Raw genomic sequence first — 20,626 nt, 5'->3', positions numbered from 1 at the left:
TTTCAAGCAGCCGAGTTTACATCCAGTTACTAGCGAATCCGCAAAAGGACTTCAAACTTAATATACTTTCTGTCGGCAGATGGAATTTTGAATGTTCCTTTACCTCGGCGGGAGACGGGGCGCCTATTCCTGTTTGCCCGGCTTGCCGACGCGCAGGGCGTCGCTCAATTCCATCCGCGCCGTGCCGATCAGCTGCTCCATGGCAAAACGCGCCGCATCGGGCCGCCGCATACGGATGGCGTCGAGCACGTCCTGATGCCGGGCGATGGCATAGTCATGGCTCTGGCTTGCCCGGTTGGTCAGGCGAAAGCTTGCGAGCAGGGCGGCGCGGATGGCGGTGGCGAACTGGCGGAACACCCAATTGCCACTGGCATTGATGATGGCGGTGTGGAATTCGAGATCGGCCTGGCTCCAGGCCTCGTTGTCGCGGGCGTTCGCCGCCACCATGTCCTCGAAGGCTTCGGCGATCTGGGCGAGCTGCTTGGCTGTGGCGTTCGCAGCCGCTTGTGCTGCTGCTGCCGGCTCCAGCAGCTGGCGGGCATCGAGGAGCGAATCGTAAAAGCTGCGGTCGTCGCTGAATTCGAGCGTCGCATCGAGGACCATCGGATCGAGATAGTTCCAGTTCTCGCGCGGCAGCACGCTGGTGCCGGCACGCGTGCGGGAGCGGATCATGCCGAGCGCCGACAGATATTGCATCGCCTCCCGAAGGCTGGTGCGGCTGACGCCATAGACCTCGGAAAGCTCCGCTTCGTTCGGCAGCAGCGAGCCTTCGGCAATGTCACCCGATACGATCTGCCCGATGAGCTTCTTCAACAGCTCCTCGCGCACCGTGCGCCGTCCCTGTTCCAGGTTGGCTGACGTAGTTCCCGTTCGCAGAAGTCCTGATCGCGTGCTCATAACGTCTCCCGTACCGCTGGTCTCGATGTCACCATGAGCAGCGCCATGCTTTCTCACCAATGTGCAACAATAGGCTCAGCGGGCTTCTCCCAAGAAATCTGATCATCAGGCGCGACTGCCGCGCCCGGCGGCCGACGAGCGCATATTGTCGAGCAGGACGGCGATCAGAAGAATAAGACCGCGCACCACATATTGATAGAAGGCCTGGATGTTGAGCAGGTTCATGACGTTTTCGGCAATGCCCATGATCAGCACGCCGACGATCACGCCGGTCATCGCCGCGCGGCCACCGGCAAGCGACACGCCGCCGAGCACGCAGGCAGAGATGACGGATAATTCAAGGCCTGTTGCCGCATTGGGCTGGCCCGACGTGATGCGCGAGGCAAGCAGAATGCCAGCGATGGCGCAGACGAAGCCCTGCAGTGCGAAGATCCAGATGCGCATGGTGACGACATTGACGCCGGCAAGGCGCGAAGCCTCCGGATTGCCGCCGATCGCCAGCGTATTCTTGCCGAAGACGGTGCGGTTCAAGACGAAGCCGAAGACGATGAAGAGCAGAGCCATGATCCAGATCGGCGTCGGCACCGTCAAAAAGCGCGACAGCGCCAGCTGGTAGAAGGCCGGATCGTTGATGCCAACGGCGCGGCCGTCGGAGGCGATCAGCGCCAGACCGCGGACGATCTGCATGGTCGCAAGCGTCGTGATCAGCGCATTGATGCGGAAACGGGCGATGACGACGCCGTTGACGAACCCGACAATGCTGCCGCAGACGAGCGCTGCCAGCAGGCCAAGCGGAATGGAGCCGGTCGCGTTCGATACCATGACGGCGATCATGCCGGAGAAGGCGACAGTCGAGCCGACCGAAAGGTCGAAGTCGCGCGAGGCAAGGCAGAACATCATGGTGCAGGCAACGATACCGATCGTCACCACCGATTGCAGGAGGCCCAGCATGTTGCGTTCGGTCAGGAAGCTCGGCACGGTCAGCGAGACGATCACGAAGGCGATCGCGAAGATCACCACCAGACCCTGTTCGCCGAGAAGAATTTTTTTCAACGCGTTCATCACTGCTGTTCCTGAATTAGATGGTACCGGCGCCATTCTTGTCGGGGAGGGCTGCGGTCAGAATGCTGCGTTCGTCGAAATCGGCGCGCACCACGTCGGCGGCAACGCGGCCCTGGCACATGACGATGATGCGATCGGAAATGCCCATGACTTCGGGCAGCTCACTGGAGATGACGACGATCGCCACGCCACCGGCTGCGAGTTCGTAGAGGATTTCATAGATTTCCGACTTGGCGCCGACATCGATGCCGCGCGTCGGCTCGTCGATGACCAGCACCTTGACGCCCTGCTCGGATAGCCAGCGGCCGAGAATGACCTTCTGCTGGTTGCCGCCCGAGAGATTGATGATGTCCTGCTTGCGCGAGGGCGTGCGTACCCTGAGCTTGGCGATAAACTGGTCGGCAACCGAAGCTTCCTTCTTCGGGTTCAGAACACCGAAGGGCGAGAAATGTCGGCGTGAGGAGATCGCGATATTTTCCTCGATCGAGCGGCCCTGGATGATGCCGTCGAACTTCCGGTCCTCCGGGCAGAGAACCATGCCGGCATTGATCGCCGCCTTCGGGTTGTTCGGCGAGACGGCCACGCCATCGATCGCAACACTGCCCTGATGGCGATGATCAGCGCCGTAGAGGAGCCGCGCCATCTCGCTTCGCCCGGCACCGATCAGGCCGAAGAATCCGAGGATTTCGCCCTTGCGGACGGAAAAGCTGATGGGGTTACGGAGCTTCGAGCCGGCGAGGTTCTTGACCTCAAGACGCGTCTCGCCAAGCGGGCGCTCGCGCCAGCCCCAGATATTGTTGATCTCGCGCCCGACCATTTCGGCGATGATCTGCTCGCGCGTCGTCTCGGCGACTTTTGGATGGTGGGCGGCGAGCTTGCCGTCACGCAGGACGATCAGGCTGTCGCAAAGCCGGAAGATCTCGTCGAGGCGATGGGAGACATAGAGGATAACAGTGCCCTTGGCCTTCAGCTTGCCGATCAGGGAAAACAGGATTTCGCTTTCGCGCGAAGAGAGCGACGAGGTCGGCTCGTCGAGCGCGATGACGCGGGCGTCGAGCATGACGGCCTTGGCGATCTCCACCATCTGGCGGGCGCCGATCGAAAGAGAAGACACTTTTGCCGAGGGATCGACGTCGATACCGATCTCATCGAGCTTGGCGCGCACAGTCTCAACGAGGGCCTTGCCGTTGATGACGCCGGCCTTGCCGGGAAAGCGGCCAAGCCAAAGGTTTTCGGCAACCGTCAGTTCCGGAACGAGCTGAAGTTCCTGATGGATGACGATGACACCGGCATGGAAGGCATCGCGGACGGAGCTGTATTTTTGCTCGAGGCCATCGATGAGAATGCTGCCTTCGTCGGCTGACTGGTCGCCCGAGAGTACGCGGATCAGGGTGGATTTGCCGGCGCCGTTCTCTCCCATCAGCCCGTGCACGGCGCCCTTGTCGACGCCGAAGGAGACGTTGGAGAGCGCCTGGACGCCCGGATAGCCCTTGGAAATGGTCTTGAATTCGAGGAAAGCCATCATCGCTCCGTCGAGAATATGCCCGGCGGCCGAAGATGCCGCCGGGATGAAATCGCCAGGGGAGGATGACTATTCGATGCCGAGGTCCTTGCGAACCTTTTCATAATCGCCGCGCAGTGCCAGCGAACCAGAGGTAAGCGTCACCTTTGCCGGCTCCTTGCCGTTGGCAATCCAGTCATACATGTCGAGTGCGGTTTCATAGCCGTGACGCTTCGGCGAGATGATGACCGTGCCGAAGAAGCCGGTCGCAGACGGCTTCTTGAACTCGTTGATTGCCGATTCCGCGCCACCGATACCCACGCCGATCATGTTGTCGGTGGGAATGCCGACCGATTCAGAGGCACGCACTGCGCCGAGTACGGCCTCGTCGTTAAGGCCGAAGGCGACCCAGTATTTCACGTCGGCATGCTTGTTGAGAACGGTCGTCGCGGCGTTGAGCGCTGCTTCCGTATCGGTCTTTGCCTGCGGCGCGTCATAGATATTTTCAGCCGGGAAGCCGGCGGCCTTCAGCACCGAGATCGCGCCTTCGACGCGATCGACGGCGGTCGGGAGCTGGTCATAGGAGACGCGGATTGCGCCGACATTCTTCATGTCCCAGCCGCGCTTCTTCATTTGGTCGACGATTGCCTGGCCAACGCCTTCGCCGATCTTGGTCGCGGAAATGCCCATATGCGGCACGTCTTCCAGCGGCTTGCCATCGGCACCGACCAGACGGTCGTCGACCGTCATCAGCTTAAGCTGGTTGGCGGCGGCCTTGGCGACGATGCCGGGGCCGAGCTTGACGTCAGGCGTGCAGATGATGAAGCCCTGGGCACCCTGCGCACCGAGATTGTCGATCGCCGACTGGACCTTCTCGCCATCTTCGGCACCGATCTTGACGACGGTGAAACCCTTTTCCTTGGCGGCCTGGTCGGCGAATTTCCATTCGTCCTGGAACCAGGGCTCTTCCGGCTGCTTCACGATGAAACCGATCTTGACATCCTCCGCCAGAACCGAGCCGCCGGCCAGAACGGCAAAGGCGCCAGCGAGGATGGCTGCTTTGAAGAAGCGCATAATCTCTCTCCCTAAAATCTCGATCTGCCGCTCACTCGGCAGCAGCCATTGAATAAAAAGAAACATCATACCAGTCAAGATTTGTGTATGATTATTTACGCGATTCAGCGGGTAAAAAGCCGACTAAATTCATATTGGCGCCGCTCATCTCGCCGAAATCACCAGAAACTTAGGCCCGAACGCCGCCGGATATGCAAAATAAATCCTATATATATTGACAATCAATCGACCGATAATAGGGTGCCGCCACAGTCCGGATAAGCCTCGATCCGTGGGGAAGGCATTGTTTCATGGCGATCATCGATTTGCAGGATGGTGCACTTTCGGCCCGTCTCTCGACGGCCGGAGGTGTGCTCCTTGATTTCTCCTGGATGCGGGATGGCCGGAAAATTCCGCTTCTGAGGCCGGCAGCCGATGATGCCGATGCACTGTCGTCGGCCTGCTATCCGCTCGTGCCCTTCGGCAATCGCGTGAGGAGCAATGGTTTCCATTTCGAAGGACGCGCCTACAGCCTTCAGCCGAACACGTTCTGGGACCCACACTACCTCCACGGAGACGGCTGGCTGGCGGAATGGGCGCTTCTTTCCGAGAGTGCCACAGGCGCTGAGATCGGTTTCCGCCACCAGGCGGACGGTTCGCCCTATAGTTATAAGGCGAAGCAGAGCTTCAGATTGTCGGGCAAGGGGCTAAAGCTGCATATGAGCGTGGAGAATACCGGTGAGGCGGCCCTGCCCTTCGGGCTCGGCTGGCATCCGTTCTTTCCGCTAACGGAACAGACGACGTTTCTTGCCAAGGCACAGCGCTTCTGGACCGAGACGGAGGGCTGGCTGCCAGGCGAACCGGCCGAGATCCCTGCCGATCTCGATTTCTCGCAGCCGGCACCCCTGCCGCGGCGCTGGATCAATAATGGCTTCGAGGGCTGGAGCGGTAATGCGCGCATTACCTGGCCCGAGGCCTGCACAGCGCTGGACCTGACGGCAGACCCGATCTTCCGCCATGCGGTCATCTTCCTGTCGGACGAGCGCTTCGACCCCGGATTCCGCCGCGATTATTTCTGCTTCGAGCCCATGTCCCATCTCGCCAACGGGCATAATCTTCCCGGGTTTGGCGATCTCAAGGTCCTGCAGCCGGGAGAAAGACTGGAAGGCTCGATCCGCATGCAGCCACTGGCCATATCCTGATCACAGAAAATGAGCATAAAGAGGAAACAGAGGATGCCAAACCGCCTTTCCGGAAAACGGGTCTTCATCACGGGCGCAGCGCAAGGGATCGGACAGGCAATCGCCGAAGCTTTTGCGGCCGAGGATGCCCACCTCTTCCTCGTCGACCGCGATGAGAAGCTGCTCGAGGGGACCGCCGCCGCTCTTACTGCAATGGGCGCCATGCTCGGCTATCAGGCGGCCGACATCACCGATGCTTCGGCTATAAAGGCGGCCGTTGCCAAGGCGGAAGAGCAGATCGGCAGCATCAATGCTCTCGTCAACAATGCCGGCGTCAATGTCTTTGCCGAGCCTCTGCAGGCGACAGACGAAGAGTGGCAGCGCTGCTTCGACATCAATCTCAAGGGCGCCTGGCACTGCTGTCGTTCGGTTCTGCCGCAGATGATTTCGGAAGGCGGCGGGGTGATCCTCAACGTCGCCTCAACGCACGCCTTCACCATCATTCCCCGCACCTTCCCCTACCCGCTCGCCAAACATGCGCTGCTCGGCATGACCAAGTCTCTCGGCATCGAATATGCGCCCCAAAACGTGCGGGTGAATGCGATTGCGCCCGGCTACGTCTCGACCCAGAAGGTCATCGATTACTGGAACAGTTTCCCCGATCCGGAAAAGGCCAAGGCCGAAACGATGAAGCTGCATCCGGGTGGGCGTATCGCTACGCCGCAGGAAATCGCCATGGCCGCAGTCTTCATGATCTCGGACGAATGCACCTTCATGAATGCCACCTGCCTGACGATCGACGGCGGCTTGAGCGTCATGCAGCATCAATAACAGCAGGCCTTTTCTCCTCTCTCCATGGCCTCAGAGTGCGGGCGCTCACAGCCATTGTCTAGTTTTTGCGCAGCAGCATTACTTGACACAATTTTGGGCGATCCATAGAGTTTTATCCATCTGGTAAAAAAGAGGGGAACTCATGAAAAATCAGATCACTATCACGCGCCGCACGATGCTCGCTTCCGGCATGGCACTCGGCGCGACCGCCTTTGCACCCAGGCTCTGGGCGCAGGAAAAACTGAAGGTCGCCGGCATTCATGCCTCGCCGGTGGAAAATGCCTGGAACTCCTGCCTGCACAAGGCGCTACAGGACGCCGCCTCCGAAGGAGTGATCGAGTATGTCTTCTCCGAAGGCGTTTCGGGCACCGACTATCCGCGCGCCATGCGCGAATATGCCGAGCAGGGCTCAGCTCTGATCGTCGGCGAAGCCTATGCCGTCGAGCGTGAAGCCCGCCAGGTTGCCGCCGACTACCCGAAAACCGCTTTCATGCTGGGTTCGAGCGGCGAAGCATCGGGCGAGAATTTCGGCGTCTTCGGCACCTGGAACCATGACGGCGCCTATCTCGCCGGCATGCTGGCCGGCAAGATGACGAAGTCAGGCATCGTCGGCTCGGTCGGCGCGCTGCCGATCCCCGAGGTCAACATGCTGATGAATGCCTTTGCGGCCGGCGTGAAGGAAGTCCGCCCGGATGCCAAGCATCTGGTCGCCTTCATCGGCACTTTCTTCGATCCGCCGAAGGCGCGCGAAGCGGGCCTTGCCCAGATCGATGCCGGGGCCGACATCCTGTTCGGAGAGCGTATCGGCACGGCGGATGCCGCCAAGGAGCGCGGCATCAAGTCCGTCGGCTCGCTGATCGACTACACGCCGCGTTATCCAGACACCGTCTTTGCCAACGCCATCTGGGGCTTCCGCCCGATCCTCAATGCCGCGATCGCCGATGTGAAGGCCGGTAAGCCGACCGGCAAAAATTACACGCGCTTCGGCCTGATGAAGGAAGGCGGCAGCGATATCGTCTACGTCAAGGGCGTTGCACCGGCAGAAGCCGAAGCGGCGATGGAGGCCAAGCGCGCCGCCATCAAGTCCGGCGCCTTCGAAGTGCCCATCATGCCCGAGGAGCCGAAATAAGCCGGCAGCCGCATGAACGGGACTGATGCAAGCAAGGGCTCGATACCGGGCGGCGACGCGATAGCGCTCGCCGCCCGGATCAGGAGCGGTGCACTTGGTTGTGCCGAGGCGATGAAGCAGGCGATTTCAGCCGCCAGGGCCAACGAGGCGCTTGGCGCGATCTGTCATATCGACGAAGCGCTGGGCATGGCGGATGCCGCTGCGCTCGACCACGAATTTAGAAACAATCCCGCGACTTTTTCCATCAGGCGCTTTGCCGGTGTGCCGACGTTTGCCAAGGATCTCGGCGGCCCGTTCAAGGGGCTGGCCGTTCGTGCCGGCTCGCGGCTCTTCGACGGGATGCTCGACGCATCGGCTGATTCTGATCTGGCGGCGCGCTTCAGGCAGGCCGGTTTCAGCCTGTTTGGCCTCACCACCAGCCCGGAAGTCGGCCTCTCGCTTGCAAGCGAGCCGGTGCGCGGGCCCGTCTGTCGCAATCCGCTCGATCCCTCCCGCACGGCGGGTGGTTCTTCCGGCGGTGCGGCTGCGGCCGTCGCAGCCGGTATCGTCGCAATCGCCCATGCAACGGATGCCGGCGGCTCGATCCGCGTGCCGGCTGCCTGTTGCGGCCTTATCGGCCTGAAACCCAGCCGCGGCGCCATTCCCGGCGGTCCGGGTTTCGGCAATCATCTCGGCGGCATCGCCAGCGAGCTGGCCGTCAGCCGTTCCGTTCGCGATGCAGGTGCGATCTTCGAAGCCCTGCGCGGAAATCCCGCCGGTCCCTATGCGGAGCCGGCCCTCGACAAGAGCGAAAAACTCCACCTGCGCATCGGCCTGCTGACGCAGACCAGCAGCGATTTCCCGACCGAGCCGGCACGCCAGGAAGTCGTGGAAGCCGCGGCCCGTAGCCTCGAACAGGACGGGCATGAGATCGTCACGGTCGAATGGGAGCGGCTTGCAGCAAGCGTGACTGCGAGTGCCGCCATTTTCGCAGATATCATTTCGATCAATCTGGCATGGCTCGTCGAAAGCCTGCATCTCGATCTTTCGAAGGCCGAGCCGCTGACGGCCGCCTTTGCGGAGCGTGGGGCAGCGCTTGGGCCAACCGCGCTCTGGCAGGCCCTCAGCGCCATGCCGCATGTCAGCCATGATCTCTGGCGACTGTTCGACGGCATCGATTGCCTGCTCACACCCATGCTTGCCACAGCACCGCTGCCGATCGGCTCTTTTCCGACCGATCATCGGGACACGGAACTGCATCTGAACCGCATGGCACGCTTTGCACCGCTCGCCTGCCTTGCCAATATATCCGGCTTTCCGGCGCTGACCCTGCCTTTTGGGCGCGATGCGGATGGCTTGCCGCTACCCGTGCAATTGCTGGCACCGATGGGCGGGGAACCCATGTTGCTTGCCGTTGCCTCGCGGCTGGAAGCGGAGCAACGTTGGATCCATCCCCATGCCATTTCGGGACTTGCCTCATGACATCAGCTCCCGTGCTTCAGCTTGCCGGCATCAGCAAGCGCTTTGGCGCCATCCAGGCCAATGAGGATATTTCGCTGAGCCTCACCAAGGGCGAAGTGCTGGCGCTGCTCGGCGAAAACGGCGCCGGCAAGACGACATTGATGAGCATCCTCTTCGGCCACTATGTACCGGATGCGGGAACCATCCATATCGAGGGCACCGAATTGCCGGCCGGCCGGCCGCGAGCGGCGATCCGCGCCGGCATCGGCATGGTGCACCAGCATTTTTCCCTGGCGCCGAACCTGACGGTGCTCGAAAACGTCATGACGGGAACGGAAAAGCTCTGGTCCTGGAAGTCGGAGAAGGCGGCCGGCCGCGCTAAACTGCTGTCGATCTCTTCGCGCTTCGGCCTCGACGTCAATCCCGATGCCCGGCTCGGCGATCTCTCGGTCGGCGAACAGCAGCGCGTCGAAATCCTCAAGGCGCTCTATAACGACGCCCGCATCCTGATCCTCGACGAGCCGACCGCGGTCCTCACCAATATCGAGGCGGAACGCCTCTTCCAGACGCTTCGGGGAATGGCGCAGCAGGGGCTGTCGCTGATCTTCATCTCGCACAAGCTGGACGAGGTGATCAGCGCAGCTGACCGCGTCGTCGTGCTGCGCGGCGGAAAGGTCGTCGCCGAACGGCTGACCGGTCAGACCAGCAAGTCCGAGCTCGCAGAACTCATGGTCGGCAGGCGGGTGACACGCCCCGTGCGTGAGGCGTCAACGCCCGGTGCTGTCGTCTTCGAAGCCGTCGACGTCACCGTTTACGCCGGCGGCCAGGAGCGGCTGAAGGAAATCAGCTTGCAGCTTCATGCCGGCGAAACGCTCGGCATTATCGGCGTCTCCGGCAATGGCCAGGCGACGCTTAGCCATCTCGTCAGCGGACTTGCCGGCTGGAGCAGTGGGGAGATCCTGCTGTTCGGACAGCCGGTCACCGAAATCGGCGTCGAAAGCCTGATTGCTGCCGGCATCGGCCGCATACCTGAGGATCGCAACAAGGAAGGCGCGATCGGCGAACTCGCTGTCTGGGAAAATGCCGTGCTGGAGCGCATCGCCGCGCCGCGCTTTTCGCGTCACGGACTGGTCGACCGTAAGGCCGGCATGGCCTTCGCCCAGGAGATCATCGCAGAATTCGATATACGCGGTGGCGGCCCGGCGACACGCACGCGGCTTCTGTCAGGCGGCAACATGCAGAAGCTCATCCTCGGCCGCAACCTGCATGACAGGCCGAAGATCCTGATTGCGGCGCAGCCGACACGCGGGCTCGACGAGGGCGCCGTCGCCGCCGTCCACGCCCGGATATTGCAGGCACGCAAAGAGGGCACGGCCGTGCTTCTGATATCAGAGGATCTGGACGAGGTGATCGGCCTTGCCGATCGCATCCAGGCGATCGTCAAGGGGCGCCTGTCGCCGCCCATCGATGCGGAAAGTGCCGATCCCAGAAAACTCGGCCTGATGATGTCAGGCGAATGGACGTCCGAGGCCCAGCATGCGTCTTGAACGCCGCGATCACCGCCCGCTCTATCTGATCATAGCGGCACCGATTGCCGCCGTCATCGCCGCACTCGCCATTGCCGGGATCCTGATTGCGCTTGCCGGCGCTCCCGTGTTCGAAGCCTATTGGCGTATCCTCACCGGCGCCTTCGGCACGCGGCTTTCGGCGACGGAGACGCTGACGCGGGCCACACCGCTGATGCTGACCGGCCTTGCCGCAGCCGTCGCCTTCCGCGCCCGGCTGTGGAATATCGGCGCCGAAGGCCAGTTCTATCTTGGCGCCATTACAGTTGCCGCACTCGGCTCCAAATTGCTGGCGGGACTACCCGCCGTTCTTCTCATCCCCGCCCTGCTGATTGCGGGCGCCGTCGCCGGCATGGTGCTGATCCTCGTGCCGCTCTGGCTGCGGCTGCGCTTTTCCGTCGATGAAGTGGTGACCAGCCTGCTTTTGAATTTCGTCGCCCTGCTCTTCGTTTCCATGCTGATCGATGGTGTGCTGAAGGATCCGCTCGCCTTCGGCTGGCCGCAATCCATGCCGGTTAGCGATCATGCGCTGCTACCGAAGCTGGCGGCGCGTTCGCGGCTGCATGTCGGCTTCATCATCGCCATCGTCATTGCGCTCGCCGTTCACCTCCTCCAGTCGCGCACCGTCTTTGGCCTGCGCTCACGCGCAGCCGGCCTCAATCCCGCCGGCGCCGTCTTTGCCGGCGTGCCGCTCGCCATGACGTTGGTGAAGGTCGCCTGCCTTTCCGGAGGGCTGGCGGGTCTTGCCGGCGCAATCGAGGTGATGGGCGTCAAGGGCTATGTGACGACGGATCTGTCGCCTGGCTTCGGCTATTCCGGCATCATCGTCGCCATGCTCGCCAACCTGCACCCGATCGGCGTGATCTTCGCCGCCCTCTTCACCGCCACGATGTTCGTCGGCGCCGACGGCATGAGCCGGGCACTCGGCATACCGACCTATATCGCCGACGTGACGGTGGCAGTTTCGCTGCTCACCATGCTTATTGCCCTGTTCTTCACTCAATACAGGATCCGCAGATGATGGCTCTCATCGACATCGTCTCATCCGCGGGCCTCTGGGCCGCTGTGCTGCGCATCGCAACACCGCTGATCTTCGGCACGCTAGGCGCACTGCTCTGCGAGCGGGCGGGCGTGCTCAATCTCGGCATCGAAGGCATCATGACCTTCGGGGCAATGATCGGCTGGCTCGCCGTCTTCCACGGCGCCGATCTCTGGACCGGCCTTCTCGTCGCGGCCTTCGCCGGCGCGGTCTTCGGTCTGCTACATGCGCTTTTGACCGTGACGCTCGGCCTCTCGCAGCATGTCACGGGCCTCGGCATCACACTTTTTGCCTCCAGCCTCAGTTATTTCGTCTTCCGCCTGGTCGTGCCGCTTGCCGGCACGCCACCGACGATCGTGCCCTTCCAGCCGCTCGACATCCCGCTTCTCTCTGGCCTGCCCTTCCTCGGCCCTGCCCTCTTTGCACAGACAGCGCCGACCTATCTGGCGATCTTCCTGGCGCTTGCGATGGGCTACCTGATCTTTCGAACCCCGCTTGGCCTGACGATCCGCATGACCGGCGAAAATCCGCATGCGGCGGAAGCCCAGGGCATCAATCCGATCATGATCCGCTATGGCGCAATCATTGCCGGAAGCGCGCTGATGGCCGTCGGCGGCGCCTTCCTGACGCTCGCTGCCTTCAACAGCTTCTTCCCGACCATGGTCCAGGGACGCGGCTGGATTTCCATCGCGCTCGTCGTCTTTGCCTCTTGGCGGCCGGGCCGGGCCCTCTTCGGCGCCCTGCTCTTTGCCTTCTTCGATGGCTTCCAGCTGAGGCTGCAGACGGTGCTGGGAGGGTACGTGCCCTATCAGCTTTTCCTGATGACGCCCTATCTCCTGTCGATCGCAGCCCTTGCCGTGATGGCGCGGCGCGCCCGCGTGCCGCAGGCGCTTATGCAGCCCTATCGCCGCGGTGAGCGCTGATTGCCATGCCCAGAAACCTCAACAGACCGGTGCCGCCATGTTTGACCTGATCATCAAAAACGCAAATCTTCCCGATGGCCGCAGCGGCATCGATATAGCCATTCAGAAGGACAGGATCGCCGAGGTCGCTTCCGGGATCGACGCCGAGGCGGCCGAGGAGATCGATGCGAGCGGCCGCCTTGTCAGCCCGCCCTTTGTCGATCCGCATTTTCATATGGATGCGACGCTCTCGCTTGGCCTGCCGCGCATGAACCGCTCCGGCACGCTTCTCGAAGGCATTGCGCTCTGGGGGGAGCTTCGGCCGATCCTCACCCGCGAGGCCCTGGTGGAGCGGGCGTTGCGCTATTGCGATCTCGCCGTCTCGCAGGGGCTTCTTGCCATCCGCAGCCATGTCGATACCAGCGATCCCAGGCTGGTGACTGCTGAAGCGCTGATCGAGGTGCGCGAGAAGGTCGCCCCCTATATCGACCTGCAGCTCGTCGCCTTTCCGCAGGATGGTTACTATCGTTCGCCAGGCGGTGTCGACGCTCTGAACCGCTCCCTCGACATGGGTCTCGATATCGTCGGCGGCATTCCGCATTTCGAGCGCACCATGGCTGATGGTGCGGCCTCCGTCGCAGCTCTTTGCCGCATCGCTGCCGATCGCGGCTTGCCCGTCGACATGCATTGCGATGAAACCGACGATCCGCTGTCGCGCCATATCGAGACGCTGGCAGCAGAGACGGTGCGCTTCGGCCTACAGGGTCGCGTTGCCGGCTCGCACCTGACCTCCATGCATTCGATGGATAATTATTACGTCTCCAAGCTCATTGCGCTGATGGCGGAGGCGGAGATCAACGTCATCCCCAATCCGCTGATCAACATCATGCTGCAGGGCCGCCACGACACCTACCCGAAGCGGCGCGGCATGACGCGGGTGCGCGAGCTGATGGACGCCGGCCTCAATGTTTCCTTCGGCCATGATTGCGTGATGGACCCCTGGTACTCGATGGGCTCCGGCGACATGCTGGAGGTCGGCCATATGGCCATCCACGTGGCGCAGATGGCTGGTGTCGACGACAAGAAGAAAATCTTCGACGCCCTGACCATCAACTCGGCCAGAACCATGGGCCTCGAAGGCTACGGCCTGGAAAAGGGTAAGAATGCCGATCTCGTCATCCTTCAGGCGCGCGATCCGCTGGAAGCGCTGCGGTTGAAAGCGAACCGGCTGACCGTCATCCGCCGCGGTAAGGTCATCGCGCGGAGCTTGCCTCGTTTGAGCGAACTTGTGATCGAGGGCAGACCGACACGGCTAGACGCATCGGATTTCTATCCTAGCCTACCGGGCTGACAACGGGTTTTTCTAGGAACGAAGCGCCGTTGCTGCCGGTCCGACCATATCTTGATCCCCGAGCGCCGGCTCTCGTCCTGAAGACCTACTCCAGCACCCGGTCGAGACGGCGCGCCTTTGCGGTTGTCGGGCGCATTCGACTCAGGGACAGATGCGGACTTCCTAACTTGGCGCAAGAATTGCTTTTCATGAGCGATGGAGAACACCATATGCTCGACATTGACCCGCGAATATTCTCGATAAACCGGCCGTCGCTTCAGCAATACAAAGCGTTCGTTCAGCGCGACCTCATCATAGAGACTTACCACAGCTCGTCCGGCGAGATGGTCTCGCAGGGCTCGCTTCACAGGATCTCGATCAACCGCACTGCTCACCGGAAGTATGCACACCGATACGGCTCGGCAAAATTCAGATCTGTCGATAGACCGTCCTTCACATTGGGCTTCCAGCCGGCTTTGATAAATTTCGAAGTCGAAGGCGACGCCGCAGATTACATCTCGATCTTCCAGGCTCCGAAGCTCTACGAGAACCTGGGCTTGAGAGATTTCGACCCTGACCGCCTCAACGACGATGTATTCAGTGCAGCATCGGACCCGACCACCTTGCAGGTAGCCCTTTCACTCGCTGCAGCCGTCGAACAAACCGATTGCGTGGACCCTCTCTTGATGGAGCACCTTGGCATGGCGCTCGCCTGTTCGGTCGTCAGGCTCCTGGGGGCAAAAGCGCCTGTCGGGATTCGGTCGATCACGTCGGAAAAGCTGAAGCGGGTGACCGAGTATGTCGAGGATTACCTTTATCGTGCCGACCTCAACGTCGATGAGTTGGCCGGCGTCGCCCACATGAGCCACTTTCATTTCAGCCGCGCATTCAAGAAGGCCGTCGGGAAGCCGCCGCATCAGTTCATACTCGATCGAAGGATTGAGAAGGCTCGAATTTACCTGGCTGATGGCAAGGAAACTCTCTCTGAGATCGCCTATGCCATCGGCTTTTCCAGTCAGGCACATTTCTCAAGCGTATTTCGCCGGATGGTTGGCGTAACTCCCGCTAACTATCGCAAGTCATTCCAATGATCGGCGCTGATGCGCAGAAAAGCAGCTTTGCGAAAAAATAGCGCACGATTTTGAAATCGCACCCCGCGTTTGCAAGACACACTCTCGACAACAAGGGAGTATCGAATGTCTGCCTTCGCGCAAGTTAATCCAATCACCGATATTTGCTTTCTGGTCGAAGACATTGACCGGGCAGTGGCCTTCTACGTCGATAGCCTCGGCTTCAAGCCACGCCGGCGCGCTCCAGGCTTTGCCGATTTCAAGGGTGCGGGCGTTACCCTCGCCCTTTGGGAGATCGACCATATTGCTCAAAATACCGGCGTATCCAGCCTGAAGGCACCGCCCGGTGTTCACAAAGCCTGCGCTGCGATCGAGCTTTCTTCTCCCGCGGCCGTGGACGCAGCCTACGCCGAATTGGCAGCTGCCGGCGTCACCTTCCAGGGGCCTCCACAGGATTACAGCTGGAACGCGCGCTGCTGCTATTTTGCAGATCCTGATGACAATCTCTGGGAACTCTATGCCTGGGCCGAGGGCGGTCCCGTGGGCGATCTCGACTAAACAAGTCTCTGCCGCCGATTGCTGGCAAGGGCGTTAACAGAAGGGGAATGGCGATGACGATGAACCGACGCAGATTTTTGGCCAACGGTGCGCTTACGCTTGCTGCTCTATCCGGCGGCCTAAGCATCTTTGCGCCCATCAGGGCGAACGCCCAAAGCGCAAAGGTTGTCATCAAGTACGACTGGTTGATGAGCAACGGTCAGATCGGGGACATCGTCGCGGCGAAGAAGGGGTTTTTCCAAGCTGAGGGACTGGAGGTGGAGTTTTCCCCCGGGGGTCCCAACTCCGCGACCGTGCCTCCGGTCGTTACCGGCCAGGCCGGGCTCGGCCAGTTCTCGGACTCGGCGCAGTTGCTGCTCGCACGCGCCTCAGGGGTACCGATCAAGATCATCGCTTGCGGATTTCGCATGGCGCCTTTCGCGTTCTACTCGCTGCCGAAGGCGCCAATCCGCGCTGTCAAGGATATGGTCGGTAAACGCATCGGGATTCAGCCAACCGCCCGCTACGTCCTTGATGCAATCCTTCTCAAGAATGATATCGACCCGTCCAGCCTCACGATCACAAACATTGGCTTCGACATGACGCCGTTGACGACGGGCCAGGTCGATGCGGTGACGGGCTGGATCACCAACACCCAGGCTCTATCCGTTATCGGACCTGACCGGATCGATTTGATGATGAAGGATACGGGGCTGCCATCTTATGCCAACGTCTATTTCGCAACCGACGATGCGATCGACAAGCACTCCGACACGCTTGCGAAGGCAATGCGAGCCATAGCCAAGGGCTGGTCATGGACGCACGAGCATCCAGAAGACGCCGTGAAGCTGACGGTCGAAGCCTATCCGCAGCTCGATCTGGCAGTGGAGTTGAAAACGATACCACGGATCATGTCGCTGAGCTTCGATGAGACGACGGCAAAGGATGGATGGGGTACCTTCGATCCCCAGGGCATCGCCGAACAGATCTCGGTCTATGACAAGGTTGGCCAGTTCAAGTCCGGCCCACCAAAGCTCGATGAATGCTTTTCGACCGCCATATTGGAGATGACGGCAGGAGACCGTCCGAAGATCGGATGAGCCCTGTGACAAACGAAATTGCAATCGAGGCGAGGAGCCTTGGGCTCGGCTATCCGGGATCGATGCAGGCGGTTCTGGAGGGCGTCGATCTCAGCGTCGCCAAAGGCGAGTTTCTGACCATTCTTGGCCCGTCCGGATGCGGTAAGTCGACGCTCCTTCGCGCAATTGCCGATCTGCTGCCGCCGATCAACGGCCGGCTTTCCGTGCTTGGGAAGTCGGCGGCGGAAGCGAGGAGGCAGCGGGAGGTCGGATTTGTATTCCAGGAGGCCACCCTGCTTCCCTGGCGCACGGTGCGAGACAATGTTTGCCTGCCATTGCAGGTTGGAAAAGGCCGAATAGCCAAATCGGTCCAGCCAAGGGCCGACCATTGGCTGGAGTTGGTCGGCCTTGCCCATCTATCGGATCGCTATCCAAACCAGCTTTCGGGCGGACAGCGCCAGCGCGTTTCGATTGCACGCGCCTTGCAGTGCGAGCCGGACATCCTCCTGATGGATGAGCCCTTCGGCGCGCTCGACGAAATCACCCGCGATCGGCTCAATGATGAGCTTCTCTCCATCTGGCGTCGGACACACGCGACGATCCTCTTCGTGACACACAGCATTGCCGAGGCGATTTATCTCGGAGGGCGCGTACTGGTGCTTGCAGCAAACCCTGGCCGGTGCCAGGCCCTCATCGATCTGGCATCACTGAAGGACGAAAACGGTGTCTGCCGCAGGGAAAGCCCGCAGGCACAGGAGATAGCAGCGCAACTGCGCCAACTGCTGCGCGATGGTGGAGCGTAATCCCTTGAAGAGAGAACAACTTTCCCTGATGGAAGCGACTACTCTCCCAGTTGCCGGCGCCCTCTCATTGCTGATCGTCTGGCAATGGGTGTTACCGGCGCTCGGCGTTCCGGCTTATATCGTCCCCACGCCACTCTCGGTCCTGCACACATTTGGTAGTGAATGGCGGGGGCTCGTCCAGAACGCGCTACCCACCTGGTACGAGGCTCTTCTTGGCTTTTTTCTCGGCAATCTGACTGCAGTGATCCTTGCCATTGTCTTCGTCTACAGCCCGCGTGTCCGGGCGGCATATTTTCCCGTCGTGCTGCTCTTCAATACCATTCCGGTTTTGGCCCTGGCGCCGATCATCATCCTCGTCTTCGGTCTCGGCATTTTACCCAAGGTCGTGATCGCCGCCCTCCTTTGTTTCTTCCCGACTCTCATCAACATGGTCCGTGGTTTGACATCGGCGACAAGCAACGAGCTGGAGCTCATGCATGTTCTGTCGGCGAGCCCATGGGAAACCTTCTGGCGTCTGCGGGCTCCACGATCGGTGCCGCTTCTGTTCGCCTCGCTGCGGATTTCGGCAACGACCTCTGTAATAGGCGCGATCGTGGGGGAATGGATCGGATCAGATCGCGGACTTGGCGCCGTAATCATCCAGTCGACGTTCAACTACCAAGCCGAAAGGCTCTTTGCGGCGGTATTGCTTGCCTCGCTCTCCGGCATCATCTTCTTTGCGATCGTTGGCCAAATCGAGCGGATCTTCCATCGGCTGGCATCGTCCTGAATTAGGTATGTCCTTTGAGAGGCCGGGACGTCTGAATGGATTTTGATCTCATCGTGCAGAATGCCAACCTGCCAGATGGCCTCAGCGGCTTGGCGGCGTCCGACAACGGTCGATGGGGTTGCCTGTGCGCCGATCACGCCAAGCGCATAATTGAGTGGAGCGATCAGCGCTCGCCTTTGACCTGGATGAGATAGGGCGGCGTCAGGCCTGAAGGCATGGCGGGCAGGTGCTGGAGGATTTTCAGGTTGGGGTCGAGCGCCCGGCGCAGGTGGTTGGCAAGGGCTGCACAGGCCCCCTCGATATCGCCGGCAAGCAGCGCGTCATAGACGCGTGTATGCTCCGATATCATCGTCGAAATTTCCGCTTCGGTGCGGAAATTGGCGAAGGTCGAGTGGGTGGCAATCAGCACGCGCTGACTGCGGCGCACGGCCGCAAGAAGCACCGTATTGGGGCAAGGCGCGAGTGAATCGAGATGCAGGTCTGCTTCCGCCCGCTCCAGCTTTTCCGGCGCCTGCGGATAGGTACCCAGCGATTTCAGCCTGTGTCGCCGTTCTTCGAGTTTTTCCTTCTCAAGGAAAGGATAGGCCTGGCGCAGGGCTTCCGGCTCCAGCAGGCGGCGCATGTCATAGTGATGGCGGAAGACCTTGGCGCTGAGTGGGCCGGCATACCAGCGGTTATTGCTGTCCTGCTCGATGATGCCGCTGCGCTCAAGCTGGGTCAGCACTTCATGGGCTATGGTGCGGCTGACGTCGTAATGCTGGGCAAGTGCTGTCTCGTTCAACAGGAAACGGCCATAGGCAAGACAGACGGCAACGGCATGTTCGACTTCCGGGTAGATCTGCTCCCGGCGATTGATGACCGGAACGGTGAGCGAACGTGGAAGGTCGAGGCCCGCAGCAAAAAGGTCGCCGCGCTGCGGCTCGCCGCCCGGCACGATATAACCGCGCCCTTCGAAGGTCTGGATCAGGCCTTCCGACAGAAGCCGCGCCAGCGCGATACCGGCCGGGATACGGCTGACATTGAAGGCGCGGGCGATGCTTGCCTGCCCGAGAATGAGGCCGGGCTCCAGCGCACCCCGCTCCAGATGGTCACGAAGAACCTGATAGATCGTCAGATAGATCGGCTCGGACCGCACAGCCGTGGCCGCGGTTTCAGCCTCCGCCCCGCTTGCCATCGTCATGTCTGTTCCAAAGGCCGCCTGCCCATTTCCCGATGCGCCCGATCAGCTTGCGGGCGGTTTTTCCTGCGCGATCCATGATGAAGAAGCCATGGATGGTTCCCTGCCATTCCTCGTAACAGACGTCATTTCCGGCCGCAATCAAGCGCTGTGCATAAGCGCGGCCCTCGTCGCGCAGCGGATCATGGTCGGCGGTAATCAACAGGGTTGGCGCTAAGCTCGAGAGGTCGGCGGCGAGCAGCGGCGAGACGCGAGGGTCGGAGGGTAGCGTGCCGCCCGAAAGATAGTTTTCCGCAAACCAGATCATCGTCGACTGTTGCAGGGAAAAGCCGTTCGCGAATTCCTGGCGGCTTTCTGTCGTGCCGGAGAGATCGGTAGCCGGGTAAATCAAAACCTGCCCGGCAAGCGGGATGCCGAGATCGCGTGCCCGGATCGCCAGCGATGCGCAAAGGCTGGCGCCGGCGCTGTCGCCGGCGAGGATCACCTTGCCAGTATCGAGCGCCAGCGCTCCGCCATTTCCCTGAAGCCAGAGAAGTGCCGCCTCTGCATCCTCGAAGGCCGCCGGAAACGGCGCTTCCGGCGCCTTGCGGTATTCGACAGACAGCACATTGGCATGGGCGGCATTGGCGAGCGTGCGAACCGGCCCGTCATGGGTCTCGATGCTGCCGACCATCCAGCCGCCGCCATGGAAGAACAGGATGGTCCGCGTGGTGCCGGCCACGCGGTAGAGCCGCGCCTTCAGCCTGACGTCGCCGCTTGGAATCTCCACATCCTCAACGCCGGACACCGCGTCCTTTGCACCCCAATGAAGGGCGAGCCGGATTTCGGAATCGGCGCGCGCCTGTTGCGGTGGGAGCGTCTCCATCGCAGCTCCGCCAAGCGCGTCTTGCTCCTTCAGCATGGTCCGATATTCCGGCAGAAGCCTCGATCGGTCGACACGCGCCCCGTTCTGTTGCGGCTCCATCAACTCCTCCTCGCCGATTGCCTGATGCGATGGAAAGTGAAGATGACAAAAAAGTCAATAATCGAATATTGCATGCGATATTCGATCGTGTTAGCGATTGGACATGGCAATGCTGGAAGAGGACCGGACTTGCCCAAAACGGGAGGATGTCATGACGATTCGCAGTTTCATTGCTGCAGGCCTTGCATGCTCCGTGGCAGTCGCGCCGCTCAGCGCTTTCGCCTCGGACAACAAGATCGCCCTGGTTCCGGGCGGTCCGCACCCCTATTTCGCGCCCTGGGAACAGGCTGGGGCCGA

At 61.1% G+C, this 20,626-nt stretch carries 19 protein-coding genes; 13 read left to right on the top strand and 6 right to left on the bottom strand.

Features of this window, described 5'->3' with window-relative positions:
* Nucleotides 1-123 precede the first annotated feature (123 nt).
* The 4 genes from PMI11_RS30870 to PMI11_RS30855 form a co-directional block, all read right to left on the bottom strand.
* On the bottom strand, nt 124-897 hold the full coding sequence (locus PMI11_RS30870; protein WP_007825326.1) for a FadR/GntR family transcriptional regulator: 774 nt from the start codon (nt 895-897) through the stop codon (nt 124-126).
* Between the two features lie 105 nt (nt 898-1,002).
* Nucleotides 1,003-1,959, bottom strand: coding sequence for an L-arabinose ABC transporter permease AraH (gene araH / locus PMI11_RS30865; RefSeq protein WP_007825325.1), 957 nt, complete (start codon nt 1,957-1,959; stop codon nt 1,003-1,005).
* Nucleotides 1,960-1,975: 16 nt separating this feature from the next.
* Nucleotides 1,976-3,481, bottom strand: coding sequence for an L-arabinose ABC transporter ATP-binding protein AraG (gene araG / locus PMI11_RS30860; protein ID WP_007825324.1), 1,506 nt, complete (start codon nt 3,479-3,481; stop codon nt 1,976-1,978).
* Nucleotides 3,482-3,550: 69 nt separating this feature from the next.
* The gene (locus PMI11_RS30855; protein ID WP_007825323.1) at nt 3,551-4,534 is read right to left on the bottom strand and encodes an arabinose ABC transporter substrate-binding protein; all 984 of its coding nucleotides are present in this window, start codon (nt 4,532-4,534) and stop codon (nt 3,551-3,553) included.
* Nucleotides 4,535-4,824: 290 nt separating this feature from the next.
* On the opposite strand from PMI11_RS30855, the gene PMI11_RS30850 reads away from it, so the two are divergent.
* The 13 genes from PMI11_RS30850 to PMI11_RS30790 all read left to right on the top strand — a co-directional run bounded on the left by PMI11_RS30850 (nt 4,825) and on the right by PMI11_RS30790 (nt 18,188).
* Nucleotides 4,825-5,715: an aldose 1-epimerase gene (locus PMI11_RS30850; protein WP_007825322.1), complete on the top strand. Its 891-nt coding sequence runs from the start codon at nt 4,825-4,827 to the stop codon at nt 5,713-5,715.
* A 33-nt stretch (nt 5,716-5,748) separates the two neighbouring features.
* The gene (locus PMI11_RS30845) at nt 5,749-6,525 is read left to right on the top strand and encodes an SDR family oxidoreductase (RefSeq protein WP_007825321.1); all 777 of its coding nucleotides are present in this window, start codon (nt 5,749-5,751) and stop codon (nt 6,523-6,525) included.
* Between the two features lie 142 nt (nt 6,526-6,667).
* Entirely contained in the window at nt 6,668-7,654 is a 987-nt protein-coding gene (locus PMI11_RS30840) for a BMP family protein (RefSeq protein ID WP_007825320.1), read from the top strand.
* Nucleotides 7,655-7,666: 12 nt separating this feature from the next.
* On the top strand, nt 7,667-9,115 hold the full coding sequence (locus PMI11_RS30835; RefSeq protein WP_007825319.1) for an amidase: 1,449 nt from the start codon (nt 7,667-7,669) through the stop codon (nt 9,113-9,115).
* Entirely contained in the window at nt 9,112-10,641 is a 1,530-nt protein-coding gene (locus PMI11_RS30830) for an ABC transporter ATP-binding protein (protein WP_007825318.1), read from the top strand. Before PMI11_RS30835 ends, PMI11_RS30830 begins: the two co-directional genes overlap by 4 nt.
* Nucleotides 10,631-11,680 carry an ABC transporter permease gene (locus tag PMI11_RS30825; RefSeq protein ID WP_007825317.1) on the top strand — a complete coding sequence of 350 codons (1,050 nt, stop codon included), beginning with the start codon at nt 10,631-10,633 and terminating at the stop codon, nt 11,678-11,680. Before PMI11_RS30830 ends, PMI11_RS30825 begins: the two co-directional genes overlap by 11 nt.
* Nucleotides 11,677-12,621 carry an ABC transporter permease gene (locus PMI11_RS30820; protein ID WP_007825316.1) on the top strand — a complete coding sequence of 315 codons (945 nt, stop codon included), beginning with the start codon at nt 11,677-11,679 and terminating at the stop codon, nt 12,619-12,621. Before PMI11_RS30825 ends, PMI11_RS30820 begins: the two co-directional genes overlap by 4 nt.
* A 37-nt stretch (nt 12,622-12,658) precedes the next feature.
* A complete protein-coding gene (locus PMI11_RS30815) occupies nt 12,659-13,951 on the top strand; it encodes an amidohydrolase family protein (RefSeq protein ID WP_007825315.1) in 1,293 nt (430 codons plus the stop codon).
* Nucleotides 13,952-14,160: 209 nt separating this feature from the next.
* Nucleotides 14,161-15,021, top strand: coding sequence for a helix-turn-helix domain-containing protein (locus tag PMI11_RS30810; protein ID WP_007825314.1), 861 nt, complete (start codon nt 14,161-14,163; stop codon nt 15,019-15,021).
* Between the two features lie 105 nt (nt 15,022-15,126).
* Nucleotides 15,127-15,558, top strand: a complete 432-nt coding sequence (locus PMI11_RS30805) for a VOC family protein (RefSeq protein WP_007825313.1) — start codon at nt 15,127-15,129, stop codon at nt 15,556-15,558.
* A 59-nt stretch (nt 15,559-15,617) separates the two neighbouring features.
* Nucleotides 15,618-16,637 (top strand): ABC transporter substrate-binding protein, encoded by a 1,020-nt coding sequence (locus tag PMI11_RS30800; RefSeq protein ID WP_037072533.1) that lies wholly within the window; start codon nt 15,618-15,620, stop codon nt 16,635-16,637.
* Nucleotides 16,634-17,419: an ABC transporter ATP-binding protein gene (locus PMI11_RS30795; RefSeq protein ID WP_007825311.1), complete on the top strand. Its 786-nt coding sequence runs from the start codon at nt 16,634-16,636 to the stop codon at nt 17,417-17,419. The genes PMI11_RS30800 and PMI11_RS30795 overlap by 4 nt, the downstream gene beginning before the upstream one ends.
* Before the next feature lie 4 nt (nt 17,420-17,423).
* Nucleotides 17,424-18,188: an ABC transporter permease gene (locus PMI11_RS30790; protein WP_007825310.1), complete on the top strand. Its 765-nt coding sequence runs from the start codon at nt 17,424-17,426 to the stop codon at nt 18,186-18,188.
* Between the two features lie 163 nt (nt 18,189-18,351).
* On the opposite strand, the gene PMI11_RS30785 is transcribed toward PMI11_RS30790, so the two are convergent.
* Both PMI11_RS30785 and PMI11_RS30780 read right to left on the bottom strand, forming a co-directional pair.
* Entirely contained in the window at nt 18,352-19,368 is a 1,017-nt protein-coding gene (locus tag PMI11_RS30785; protein ID WP_007825308.1) for a GntR family transcriptional regulator, read from the bottom strand.
* On the bottom strand, nt 19,340-20,329 hold the full coding sequence (locus tag PMI11_RS30780; protein ID WP_007825307.1) for an alpha/beta hydrolase: 990 nt from the start codon (nt 20,327-20,329) through the stop codon (nt 19,340-19,342). Before PMI11_RS30780 ends, PMI11_RS30785 begins: the two co-directional genes overlap by 29 nt.
* Nucleotides 20,330-20,626 lie beyond the last annotated feature (297 nt).

The organism is Rhizobium sp. CF142, from assembly GCF_000281145.1.
Lineage (GTDB): Bacteria > Pseudomonadota > Alphaproteobacteria > Rhizobiales > Rhizobiaceae > Rhizobium.
Note: the sequence above shows the minus strand (reverse complement) of the source record. Positions and strands in the feature narration are given on the sequence as shown.

Coding starts and splice junctions, on each gene's coding strand:
- PMI11_RS30830 (WP_007825318.1), top strand. CDS start 9,112: ATGACATCAGCTCCCGTGCTTCAGCTTGCCGGCATCAGCAAGCGCTTT.
- PMI11_RS30785 (WP_007825308.1), bottom strand. CDS start 19,368: ATGACGATGGCAAGCGGGGCGGAGGCTGAAACCGCGGCCACGGCTGTG.
- PMI11_RS30850 (WP_007825322.1), top strand. CDS start 4,825: ATGGCGATCATCGATTTGCAGGATGGTGCACTTTCGGCCCGTCTCTCG.
- PMI11_RS30825 (WP_007825317.1), top strand. CDS start 10,631: ATGCGTCTTGAACGCCGCGATCACCGCCCGCTCTATCTGATCATAGCG.
- PMI11_RS30855 (WP_007825323.1), bottom strand. CDS start 4,534: ATGCGCTTCTTCAAAGCAGCCATCCTCGCTGGCGCCTTTGCCGTTCTG.
- PMI11_RS30805 (WP_007825313.1), top strand. CDS start 15,127: ATGTCTGCCTTCGCGCAAGTTAATCCAATCACCGATATTTGCTTTCTG.
- PMI11_RS30810 (WP_007825314.1), top strand. CDS start 14,161: ATGCTCGACATTGACCCGCGAATATTCTCGATAAACCGGCCGTCGCTT.
- araH (WP_007825325.1), bottom strand. CDS start 1,959: ATGAACGCGTTGAAAAAAATTCTTCTCGGCGAACAGGGTCTGGTGGTG.
- PMI11_RS30820 (WP_007825316.1), top strand. CDS start 11,677: ATGATGGCTCTCATCGACATCGTCTCATCCGCGGGCCTCTGGGCCGCT.
- PMI11_RS30795 (WP_007825311.1), top strand. CDS start 16,634: ATGAGCCCTGTGACAAACGAAATTGCAATCGAGGCGAGGAGCCTTGGG.
- PMI11_RS30845 (WP_007825321.1), top strand. CDS start 5,749: ATGCCAAACCGCCTTTCCGGAAAACGGGTCTTCATCACGGGCGCAGCG.
- PMI11_RS30835 (WP_007825319.1), top strand. CDS start 7,667: ATGAACGGGACTGATGCAAGCAAGGGCTCGATACCGGGCGGCGACGCG.
- PMI11_RS30800 (WP_037072533.1), top strand. CDS start 15,618: ATGAACCGACGCAGATTTTTGGCCAACGGTGCGCTTACGCTTGCTGCT.
- PMI11_RS30870 (WP_007825326.1), bottom strand. CDS start 897: ATGAGCACGCGATCAGGACTTCTGCGAACGGGAACTACGTCAGCCAAC.
- PMI11_RS30840 (WP_007825320.1), top strand. CDS start 6,668: ATGAAAAATCAGATCACTATCACGCGCCGCACGATGCTCGCTTCCGGC.
- araG (WP_007825324.1), bottom strand. CDS start 3,481: ATGGCTTTCCTCGAATTCAAGACCATTTCCAAGGGCTATCCGGGCGTC.
- PMI11_RS30780 (WP_007825307.1), bottom strand. CDS start 20,329: ATGGAGCCGCAACAGAACGGGGCGCGTGTCGACCGATCGAGGCTTCTG.
- PMI11_RS30815 (WP_007825315.1), top strand. CDS start 12,659: ATGTTTGACCTGATCATCAAAAACGCAAATCTTCCCGATGGCCGCAGC.